The organism is Myxococcus sp. MISCRS1, assembly GCF_026626605.1.
Classification (GTDB): domain Bacteria; phylum Myxococcota; class Myxococcia; order Myxococcales; family Myxococcaceae; genus Myxococcus; species Myxococcus fulvus.
In genome coordinates this window covers 9,980,376-9,992,023 of sequence record NZ_JAPNKB010000001.1, presented here as the reverse complement: position 1 = coordinate 9,992,023, position 11,648 = coordinate 9,980,376, and the positions used below count along the sequence as shown (strand labels likewise).

The 11,648-nt window shown below is 71.1% G+C and carries 4 protein-coding genes; 2 read left to right on the top strand and 2 right to left on the bottom strand.

Going from position 1 to position 11,648, the window contains the following annotated elements; genetic code table 11:
• The first annotated feature begins 22 nt into the window (after positions 1-22).
• Both OWM54_RS40120 and OWM54_RS40115 read left to right on the top strand, forming a co-directional pair.
• Positions 23-637: a hypothetical protein gene (locus OWM54_RS40120; RefSeq protein WP_267700747.1), complete on the top strand. Its 615-nt coding sequence runs from the start codon at positions 23-25 to the stop codon at positions 635-637.
• 445 nt (positions 638-1,082) lie between these two features.
• Positions 1,083-9,320 carry an Ig-like domain-containing protein gene (locus tag OWM54_RS40115; protein ID WP_267700746.1) on the top strand — a complete coding sequence of 2,746 codons (8,238 nt, stop codon included), beginning with the start codon at positions 1,083-1,085 and terminating at the stop codon, positions 9,318-9,320.
• Positions 9,321-9,365: 45 nt separating this feature from the next.
• Here the strand turns inward: OWM54_RS40115 and OWM54_RS40110 are convergent, their stop codons facing one another.
• Positions 9,366-10,514 (bottom strand): mannosyltransferase family protein, encoded by a 1,149-nt coding sequence (locus OWM54_RS40110; protein WP_267700745.1) that lies wholly within the window; start codon positions 10,512-10,514, stop codon positions 9,366-9,368.
• Positions 10,515-10,672: 158 nt separating this feature from the next.
• Positions 10,673-11,503, bottom strand: coding sequence for a hypothetical protein (locus tag OWM54_RS40105; RefSeq protein WP_267700744.1), 831 nt, complete (start codon positions 11,501-11,503; stop codon positions 10,673-10,675).
• Positions 11,504-11,648 lie beyond the last annotated feature (145 nt).

Below are 11,648 nucleotides of genomic sequence, written 5' to 3'. Positions count from 1 at the left end.
CCGCGCGCGCACGTGGCTCCTGGTGACCTGCCTGGGCTCAGGAGCCCTCGCGGCCGCGCCCAGGACGGCGGACAAGCCCTTGCCACCGAGCCAGCTGAAGGTGACGGAGGGGGCGACCCGGCGGCGGCCCGACGGCCGGCTCGACGTGGACGGAGCGCGGCTGCGAGCCATCCTCCCGGGCTCCGACTCCTCGCGGGCCGAGCTGCGCTTCACGCCCCACGCCCCGTCCGAGGAGCAGCGCGCGTTGCAGTCCAGAGCACCGCGCCAGCAGGTGGGCCTCAAGCTGCGCGCCCTGGATGGCTGCAACGTGGTGTACGTGATGTGGCGCTTCACGCCGAAGCCCGGCCTCGTCGTCAACTACAAGCGCAACCCGGGCCTGCACCGCAGCGCCGACTGCGGGAACTCAGGCTATGTCACCGTGCGCCCCACCCGCCGTGTCGCGCTCGGCGCACCCGCCTGGGGACGAGAGCACGTGCTGCGCGTCGAACTCACCCGCCCCACCTTGCGCGTCTGGGCCGATGACACCCTGGCGTGGGAGGGAGCGCTGCCTGCCGAGGCCTTCTCCTTCGATGGCCCGGTGGGGCTCCGCTCGGACAACGTGCGCCTGACGCTCCAGCTCCGCGTCCCTCCTCCGTAGGCCCCGCGTCGACATTGACCCTGCCGACGCGTGCCAGCGGATCCGCTGCTGCGCGTGTCGACACGACGCGTGATTTCTCTCGCCGCGAAACAGCAATCCCAGACATCCACCCTCCGCGCGCTCGCGGCCCCGCTGAAACACGCTCGTCCGGATTCCAGAATCTGGATCCAGCTCCCAGACAGACACTTCGAGCGTGTGTTTCACGCGGCCTCGAAAACCGACAACCCAGCCGTGAATCCTGTGTTTCACGCTGGCACCCCGGTTGCTTTTTCGACGGTCCGTGACAGAGCGAGCCACCCCCGCCTCCGAGCCGTCCCACCGGCGAGCCACAGCTGACTGGGATTCCATGCCCCCCGGCGATTCCCGGGCTCGTAGCGTCCAGCTCCAGGTCGTCGCGGACCTCGCTCATCGGTCCCCTCCTCCCGCCTCTTCAGGTCCCCCCACCATGACCACGACCTCCACTCGCGGCGCCGCGTCGCGAACGCGCTGGGTGCTGCCGCTGCTGATGACCGCCTTCGCGGGCCAGGCGCAGGCGGCGCCGGTGCTTCGCCACACGGCGGACCAGCGCGGCGACCTGCTGATGGTGGGCAACACGCTCGCCCACGACTGCGCCCCCAACGTCCCCGGGCCGGTGGTGGGAACCGTCGGGAACTGCGGCTCGAACACCTCCGATGACGCGGTGGATGTCTATTGGACCCTCCAGTCGGGCGTGGCCCAGGCGAACACCTCGGTGACGGCCACGCAGGCGCGCAGCCGGGCCGCGCTGGTGATTCCCCCGGGCGCGGTGGTGACGTACGCGCGCCTGTACTGGGCCGCGCACCTGTCCACCAGCACCAACGCCCGGACGCCGGACACCACCGCCGAGTTCGGCCGGCCCGGCGTCTTCACGCAGCTGCTGACGGCGGATGTCTCGCACAGCTACGCGCCGAGCGGCCGCTACATCTACGAGTCCTCCGCGGACGTCACCACCCTGGTCGCCACGAACGGCTCGGGCGTCTACGAGGTGAGCGACGTCGACTCCGCGCCCCTCGCCAGCCTCAACAACACGGACACGTTCAGCGCCTGGGCGCTGGTGGTGTTCTACCGCCACCCGGACTCGCCCATCCGCAACCTGACCCTGTTCGACGGCATGGACTACGTCAGCAATGGCAACCCCCAGACGGTGACGCTGTCTGGCTTCAACGTGCCGAGCTCGGGCTTCGACGCCAAGCTGGGCGTGCTGGCCTTCGAGGGCGACGCGACGCGCACCGGCGACCAGTTCCGCGTCAACGGCAGCAACATCTCCGACGGCGCCAACCCGGTGAACAACTTCTTCAACAGCACGCGCTCGGTGCTCGGCACGCCCGCGAGCCACGCCGACGACCTGCCCCGGCTGACGGGCGCGTCGGCGAGCATGTCCGGTGTGGACATGGACGTGGTGGACATCACCAACCACGTCTCCGGTGGCGCCACGTCGATGACCGTCACGGCGACGTCCTCGGGTGACTCGTACATCCTCGGCGCCTTCGCGACGTCCATCGCCACGCTGCGCCCGGACTTCACCAACACGTACAAGACGGCCACGGCGGTGAACCCGCGCGCGGACGGCTCGCTGCGCGGCGGCGACCTCATCGACTACACCATCGTCACCACGAACACCGGTGACGACGTCAGCATCGAGACCGTCCTCCAGGACCCGCTCCCCGCCCAGCTCGCCTATGTCCCGGGCTCGCTCGAGATCCTCACCGGCCCCAACGCGGGCCCCCTCACCGACATCCAGGGTGACGACGTGGGCGAGGTCAGCCCCACGGGGGTCATCACCGTGCGGCTGGGCACGGGCGCGACGAGCACGCTGGGTGGCAGCCTGCAGCTCAACCAGAGCACCAGCATCCGCTTCCGCGCCGTGGTGAACCCCGCGGCCTCCGGCGTCATCGCCAACCAGGCCACCATCACGGCCCAGGGCGAGCGCGGCGCGCCGGCCAGCTCCGCGAGCAGCTCCCCGTCCCCCAGCACCACCGGCCCGACCAACATCGTCGTGTCCGTGCCGCCCGCGCCCGTCGTGACGGCGCCTTCGAACGGGAGCACCCTGGGGACGAACCAGCCCGTGTTCACCGGCACGGCGGAGCCCGGCAGCACCGTCAGCGTGGTGATTGGGGGCGTGGTCGTCTGCACCGCTCCGGCCCACCCCACCACGGGCGCCTGGTCCTGCGCGAGCAGCGCGCTCCCCGACGGCGCGCACACCGCCACGGTGACCACGAGCGACCCGGCCGGCAACACCAGCCCCGCCACCACGGTGAGCTTCACCACCGACACCGCCGCGCCCGACACGAGCCTCCTCACCGGCCCCGTGGGCACGGTGGCGGCGCCGGGCGCGAGCTTCACCTTCGACTCCAACGAGAGCGGCGTGACGTATGAGTGCAGCCTGGACGGCGCGGCCTTCACGGCCTGCACCTCGCCCACCAGCTACACGGGGCTCGCGCAGGGCTCCCACACGTTCCAGGTGCGGGCCCGGGATGCGGCCGGCAACGTGGACCCGACGCCCGCCAGTCGCACCTGGGCGGTGGACACCGTGGCGCCGGACACGACCATCGTCAGCGGCCCGAGCGGCCTGACGAACAGCGCGAGCGCGACGTTCGACTTCAACTCCAACGAGCTCGCGGTGACGTACCAGTGCTCGCTGGACGGAGCCCCCTTCGCGGCGTGCACCGACCCGGTGACCTTCCCTGGCCTGTCTCAGGGCAGCCACACCTTGCAGGTGCGGGCGGTGGACGCCGCCGGCAACCTCGACGCCACGCCCGCCAGCCGGACCTGGACCGTGGACACCGTGGCGCCGGACACCAGCATCACCTCGGGCCCGACGGGGACGACCAACTCCAACAGCGCCACGTTCACCTTCACCTCCACGGAGTCGCCCGCCCTCTTCGAGTGCAGCCTGGACGGTGGGACCTTCTCCGCTTGCACCACGCCCGCGACCTTCAACAACCTGTCCCAGGGCAACCACACGTTGGCGGTCCGCGCGCGTGACAGCGCGGGCAACGTGGATGGGACGCCGGCCACGCGCACGTGGACGGTGGACACCGTGGCGCCCGAGACGACCATCGTCAGCGGCCCATCCGGGACGACGGTCTCCACCGAGGCGACGTTCGACTTCGACTCCAACGAGAGCGGCGTGACGTACGAGTGCGCGCTCGATGGTGCGACCTTCACTGGCTGCACGGACCCGATGACGTACACGGGGCTGTCGCAGGGCGGCCACACCTTGCGGGTCCGCGCACGCGACAGCGCCGGCAACGTGGACGCGACGCCAGCCACCTGCACGTGGACCGTCGACACGGTGGCCCCCGACACGTCCTTCGCGAGCACGCCCCCGGCCGTGTCCAACTCGGCGGTGGCCAACTTCCAGTTCAGCTCCAACGAGAGCGGCGTGAGCTACGAGTGCCGCCTGGACGGCGCGGTGATGTTCACCGCGTGCTCCGCCTCGCAGAGCTTCCCTGCCCTCGCGCAGGGCAGCCACACGCTGGAGGTCCGCGCCGTGGATGCCGCGGGCAACGTGGACCCCACGCCCGCCGTCTACACGTGGACCATCGACACCACCGCGCCGGACACCACCCTCTCGGGCGGCCCGACGGGGACGACCTCGGACACCGGCGCGACGTTCACCTTCACCTCCACCGAGAGCCCACAGACGTTCCAGTGCTCGCTCGACGGGGCACCGTTCACCGCGTGCACCAGCCCGACGTCGCTCTCGAGCCTGGCGGATGGCTCGCACACCTTCGCGGTTCGCGCCGTGGATGCCGCGGGCAATGTGGACCTGACGCCGGCCACACGCACGTGGACGGTGGACACCCTCGCGCCGGACACAACCATCGTCAGCGGTCCGCCGAGCCTCTCCGCTTCGGCGGACGCCGGGTTCACCTTCAGCGCCACCGAGACGCCGGTGACGTTCGAGTGCTCGCTCGACGGTGGGACGTTCGCCACCTGCGCCGCCTCGCAGTCCTTCCCCGGCCTCTCGGACGGCGCGCACACTCTTGCGGTCCGCGCGCGCGACACCGCGGGCAACGTGGACCTGACGCCCGCGACGTACGCGTGGACGGTGGACACCACCGCGCCGGACACGAGCATCGTCAGCGGGCCCTCCGGCCTGACGAACAGCGACAGCGCGACCTTCGGCTTCGACAGCACGGAGTCCGGCGTCACCTTCGAGTGCTCGCTGAACGGCGCCACGTACGTCGCCTGCTCGAACCCCGTGACGTTCGACGACCTGTCCCAGGGCAGCCACACGCTCACCGTGCGCGCCCGTGACAGCGCGGGCAACGTGGACCCGACGCCGGCCACCCGCACGTGGACCGTCGACACCGTGGCGCCCACCACGACGTTCACCAGCACCCCGCCCTCCATCACCAACGCCACCTCCGCCACCTTCGGCTTCGGCAGCGACACGGACCCGGTGACGTATGAGTGCTCACTGGACGGCGCGACGTTCATCACCTGCTCCAACCCCCGCACCTTCACGGGCCTCTTGGAAGGCAGCCACACCCTGGCGGTCCGCGCTCGCGACACGGCGGGCAACGTGGACGCCTCGCCCGCGACATACACCTGGACCGTGGACACGACGGCGCCGGATGCGCCCGTCATCGACACGCCCGCCAACGGCGTCGTGGTGCCCACGCAGCGCCCGGTCATCTCCGGCACGGGGACGGCGGGCACGCTGGTGACGGTGAGCGTGGATGGCATCGTCCTGGGCACCGCGCCCGTGGATGCCCAGGGCCGCTGGACGTACACCCCCGCCGTGGACCTGGGCCAGGGGCTCCACACGGCCACGGCGACGGCCACCGATGCCGCGGGCAACGTGAGTGACGACAGCGCGCCCTCCGAGTTCACCGTGGACACGGTGGCTCCCGACGCCCCGGTCATCGCCACGCCGGCGGACGGCACCACCATCGCCACCGCGACGCCCGTCTACTCCGGCACCGCCGAGCCCTTCGCTCAGGTGACGGTGGAGGTGGACGGGGACGTGATTGGCACGGTGACGGCGAACATCGACGGCGAGTGGAGCCTGCCCAGCCCGACCGCGCTAAGCGAAGGTCTCCACACGGTCGAGGCCACCGCGACGGACTCCGCGGGCAACACCAGCGAGACGGCGTCCAACGGGTTCGACATCGATTTGTCCACGCCGGAGACCTTCATCGACTCTGGCCCCGCGGTCTTCACGCGCGAGACCGCGGCCACCTTCGCGCTCCGCATGGAGAACGGCGGCGTCTCCTTCGAGTGCAGCCTGGATGGCGCGGCCTTCACGCCCTGCACCAGCCCGCTGAGCATCACCGGCCTCTCCGAGGCCACCCACGTCCTCGCGGTCCGCGCCGTCAACGCCCTGGGCACGGCGGACCCGTCGCCCGCGACGTACACGTGGACGGTGGACCTGCAGGCGCCCTCGGATCCTGTCGTCGTCTCGCCGGCGAATGGCGGCACGGTGGGCACCGCGACGCCCACCATCACTGGCACGGCCGCGTCGGACAGTCAGGTCTATCTGGAGGTGAACGGCGCCACCTACGGCCCCATCTCCGTGACGTCGTCCGGCACGTGGACCTTCACCTTCCCCACCGCGCAGCCCGAAGGCCCCCTCACGCTCACGGCCGTCGCGGTGGACGCCGCGGGCAACACCTCCGATGCGACGTCCCACGGCTTCACCATCGACCTGACGCCGCCGGAGACGTTCATCGAGTCCGGACCGGACGCGCTCACCCGTGAGACTTCTGCCACCTTCGAGCTGCGCTCCGAGGGGGGCGCGGTCGGCTACGAGTGCAGCCTGGACGGCGCGGCCTATGTGGCCTGCACCTCACCCGTGAGCTACTCGGGGCTCGCGGACGGTGAGCACCAGCTCCGCGTGCGCGCGGTGGACGCGGTGGGCAACGTGGACGCGACGCCCGCGACCCACACCTGGACGGTGGACACCACTGCGCCGGACACGCTCATCGTGTCCGGTCCGGACTCGCCCACCCGCGCCGTGGATGCCTCGTTCGAGCTCGCCGCCAGCGAGCCGGGCTCCACCTTCGAGTGCGGCGTGGACGGCGCGACGTACGTCGCCTGCACCAGCCCGGCCCTGTTCGAGGGCTTCGCCGAGGGCGAGCACACCCTGACGGTGCGCGCGGTGGACGCCGCGGGCAACGTGGACCCCACGCCCGCCGAGTACACGTGGACGGTGGACCTGACGCCGCCGGCCGCTCCGCTCATCGCGTCGCCCGCCCAGGGCGCGGTGCTGGATGACGGCGTCGTGACGCTCACGGGCACGGCCACGGACGCGACGTCGGTGATGGTGACGGTGGGAGGGACGACCTACGGTCCCATCCCCGTGAATGGCGCCGGTGGGTGGACCTTCACGCCGCCCGTGACGCTGGGCGACGGCACGTACACGGCGGTCGTCACCGCCACGGATGCCGCGGGAAACACCAGCGGGCCGACGAGCGTCACCTTCACGGTGGACACGACGGCGCCGGACACGGTCATCGACAGCGGTCCCGAGGCCCTGACGAACGTGGCCTCCGCGTCCTTCGTCTTCTCCTCGAACGAGTCGCCGGTGACCTTCGAGTGCAGCCTGGACGGCGCGGCCTTCCTCGCGTGCTCCGCCCAGGCGACGTTCGACAGCCTCGCGGACGGCGCGCACACCCTCGCGGTGCGCGCGGTGGACGCGGCGGGCAACGCGGACGCGACGCCCGCGGAGCACTCGTGGACGGTGGATACCCAGGCGCCCGCCGTGGACATCGACACGCCGGCGGATGGCTCGGTGTCGAGCGTCGCGACGGTGACGTATTCGGGCACGGCGGAGCCGGGCAGCACCGTCACCGTGACGGTGGACGGCACGGTGCTGGGCACCGTCGAGGTGGATGGCTCGGGTATGTGGACGCTGACGGGGAGCGCGCCGCTCGGCGAGGGCTCGCACACCGTCTCCGTCAGCGCGACGGACGAGGCGGGCAACACCAGCACACCCGTCGTCCACACCTTCACCGTAGATGCCGAGCCGCCGCAGACGGCGTTCACCCAGACGCCGCCCACGCTGACGCGTCAGTCCTCGGCCACCTTCGGCTTCAGCTCGGACGAGTCCCCGGTGACGTACGAGTGCAGCCTGGACGGCGCTCCCTTCGGCGAGTGCCAGAACCCCTCCGAGCTGACGGACCTGACCGACGGCGAGCACACGCTGGAGGTCCGCGCGAAGGATGAGGACGGCAACGTAGACCCGACGCCCGCCTCGTACACGTGGACGGTGGACACCCAGGCGCCGGACACGCGCATCGTCAGTGGTCCACCGCTCACGGAGGCGCCCGCCGACGCCACGTTCGTCTTCGAGTCCACCGAGCCCGGCTCCACTTTCGAGTGCAGCCTGGACGGCGCGACCTGGACGCCGTGCACCAACCCTGTGGCCTTCACGAACCTGGCGCTCGGGACACACACCCTGGAGGTGCGCGCGGTGGACGCCGCGGGCAACGTGGATGGCTCGCCGGCCTCCTACGCGTGGGTCATCACGGCCGACTCGGATGGTGACGGACTGACGGACGCGGAGGAGCTCGCGCTCGGCACGGACCCGAACCACGCCGACACCGACGGCGACGGTCTGCCGGACGGCATCGAGGTGAAGGTCGCGGGCACGGACCCGCTCGATGACGACACGGATGACGACGGTCTCCTGGATGGCAACGAGGACGCCAACCACAACGGCCTCGTCGATGACGGCGAGACGGACCCGAAGAAGGCGGACACGGACGGCGACGGGCTGACGGATGGCCTGGAGCTGGGCCTCACCGAGCCGCAGGGCACCGACACGGACCCGGCGCGCTTCACGCCGGACGCGGACCCTTCGACGAAGACGGACCCGCTCAACCCCGACACGGATGGCGGCGGCGTGCGCGACGGCATCGAGGACGCGAACCACAACGGCCGCGTCGACGCCGGCGAGACGGACCCGCTCTTCGCCCCCGACGACGTGGACTCCGACATGGACGGCATCGATGACGCGACCGAGATTGCGCTGGGCCTCGACCCGCGCAACGCGGACTCCGACTCCGACGGAGTGCCGGATGGCGTGGATGGCATCACCGACACGGACGGGGACGGCCTCATCGACGCGTTGGACCCGGACAGCGACAACGACGGCGTGCTGGACGGCACGGAGCTGGGCGTGACGCGCGAGACGGCGCACCCGCACACGGACCAGACCTCGCCGAACTTCCGTCCGGACGAGGACCCGAGCACCACCACCGACCCGAAGAACCCGGACACGGATGGCGACGGGCTGACGGATGGCGAGGAGGACGCCAATCACAACGGCCGCGTCGACGCGCGGGAGACGGACCCGAACAACCCCGACACGGATGGTGACGGCCTGCCCGACGGCATCGAGGTGAAGGGCGAGAACCCCACGGATCCGCTCAATCCGGACACGGACGGGGATGGCCTGCCGGACGGCGAGGAGGACGCGAACCACAACGGCCGCGTCGACCCGGGCGAGACGGACCCGAACAACCCCGACACGGATGGGGGCGGCGCCAGTGACGGCGTGGAGGTCGCAGACGGCTCGAACCCGCTGGACGGCAATGATGACTTCCTCATCGCCGGAGGCGGCTGCAGCACCGGCGGCGCGGCCACGCTCGCGCCGCTGGCCCTGCTGCTCCTCGCCCTGCCGCTGCGTCGCCGGGCGCGTCGCGACGGATGAGCCACCGAGGGCTCCGGCGGCCATGCGCCACCGGGGCCCTCGACGTCAGTTGATGGGATAGGAGTGCACGAAGAGGAACACGAGCATGCCCTGGAACAGGGCCATGCCCAGCACCACGGGCCCTCGCAGCGCGGGCCGGCGCGCGAGCCACGCGCCCAGCGGCAGGAACGCGGGCCACACGGCCGCGCTGTAGCGCCCCAGGCCCACCAGGCCCACCGTCCACAGCACCAGCATCAACGGAATGCCGAACGCGGCCAGCGGCCACCACTGGCGACGACGCGTGAGCAGGAGCGCCCCCACGCCCGGGATGAAGGACACCGCCACGTAGAGGCTGACCTCGGGCGCCCAGTCATCTCGGAGCCACCACGTCCCGAGTCCCGACCACGCGCCCGACCACTCGCCGGCGCGGACCTTCCACCACAGCTGCGGGTCGCCGAACTTCCACGCGAGGAAGACGAAGTAGAGCGACGTCACGACCAGCGGCACGGCGAGCGCCAGGATGTCGCGGTGGAACCACGCCTTGAGCCCGCCACCTCGGGAGCGCAGCTGCTGATAGAGCAGCGAGAGCCCCGCCACGAGGGACAGGTGACGTGACAGTCCGCCGAAGCCCAGCGCGAGCGCCGCCCACCCGTGTCTCCCTCGCACGCTGAGCAGCACCGCGAGCGCGGTGAGGAACACCATCCACGACTCCGGGTAGCCCGCGGACTGGAAGAAGGCGAACGGATAGGCGGTGAAGACCAGCAGGGCCGCGCGGGCCGTGTCCTCGTCCTCGAGCGCGCGGAAGAGCCGGTACAGGACGATGAGCCCGAGCAGCCCGGCCACGTTGGCCACCAGCACCAGCGACACCTGGATGCTCAGGCCTGTCGCCTCATGGACCAGCCGCCCCAGCATGGGCAACAGCGGGAAGAAGTTGGTGGCCTGAGGGCGCTCATAACCCTGCCGGGCGATCTCCGTGTACCAGCCGCAGTCCCAGCGGCAGAACGCATCCAGCCCCGCCGGGCCGGTCTGCTGGAACGGCGGGCGGTGCAGTCGGTTGTCGAACACCAGCGACACCCGCGCGAGCAGCAGCAACGCCAGCCGGCTGAAGAAGAAGAGGCTGACGGGGAACGCCAGCTCCGAGCCCAGGGCCCGGAGTCTCACCCGCCAGGGCGCGGGACGCACGGCCTCTTCGGTGACAGGAACGTCCGTGGACATGCGGTCGAGGAATCCCGAGGTGCGAGAAGGGGCGACACCCTACCCCACTCCGGCCCCCATGGCAGCGCCTCCGCTCCGCGCGGAAGCAGGCTGCGTCCCCAGCCCCCTCTTGTCCGAAGCCGCCCGCGTCAGTCCTTGTGGGTGGCACACCTGTCTGCCTATTCCTGGGCGGCCGCCTGCGGCGCGGGCTTGGGGCCGTTCTTGGCCGCCTCGAGGATCTTGCGCAGGCGCGTCTGTCCGTCGTCCTCGGGGAGGATGCCGGCCTGCTCCTCGATGGTGGCCACCTTCTTCTGCATCCGCGCCTTCTGCAGCCCGGCCACGGCCTCGCGTGAAGGCAGGTTGGGCCCGAACTGGTCGAGGACCACGGAGCGGGTCTTCGCCGCCGTGTTCCTCACGACCTGTTCGTTCTGGAAGAGGGTGCCCTTGTCCTCGACCTGCGACGTACCGGTGCCGTATGCGGAGATGACCTCGCCGCGCACGGTGAAGGCATTCATGGAGACGAGCTTGCCGCCGCTCGTGCCCACCGCGTCGGAGAGGAAGACCGCCGGGAAGACCCACACGTCCGGGGAGATTCCCTTCCCACGGGCCGCGTCGATGCGCTCCTCGGCGGAGGCCCCCGGGCGCAGGCTCGTCGAGGACAGGCCCTTCACGGGGACGATGCGCAGCCGCGAGTCATGGGACAGCTCGCCCAGGAGCATGGCCTCCAGCTTCTTGCGGTCCACCGACTGGGAGAGCTCCTCGGAGACGGAGGTCTCGAACACGGCGACCTCGATGACGTCCTGGGGCGCGCGGCGGGGCGCGGCGGCGATGGCCTTGGCGTAGTCCTCGTTCTCACGCGCCTCGGCGTCGATGCGCGCCTGCTTCGCGGGGTCCGAGCTGGTGACGACCGTCTTTCCATCGAGCCCCGTCTTGGTCGTGGTGACGACCATGCCGGCGCAGCCGGTGAGGGAGAACGCGACCAGGGACGCGACGAAGGCGCGCGAAGACATGTCAGCTCCGGGGGATGTGGCCAGGGGGACGCGTGGCCAGTGAGTGCGCTGAAGACGCGCTCTCCCTGGAAATATTCAGGGGCGCCTGTCTGCCTTGTGCAGGGCGGTGGTACCGTGGACCGTCGCGCCCACGAAGCGCTCGGAG

Coding starts and splice junctions, on each gene's coding strand:
- OWM54_RS40115 (WP_267700746.1), top strand. CDS start 1,083: ATGACCACGACCTCCACTCGCGGCGCCGCGTCGCGAACGCGCTGGGTG.
- OWM54_RS40110 (WP_267700745.1), bottom strand. CDS start 10,514: ATGTCCACGGACGTTCCTGTCACCGAAGAGGCCGTGCGTCCCGCGCCC.
- OWM54_RS40105 (WP_267700744.1), bottom strand. CDS start 11,503: ATGTCTTCGCGCGCCTTCGTCGCGTCCCTGGTCGCGTTCTCCCTCACC.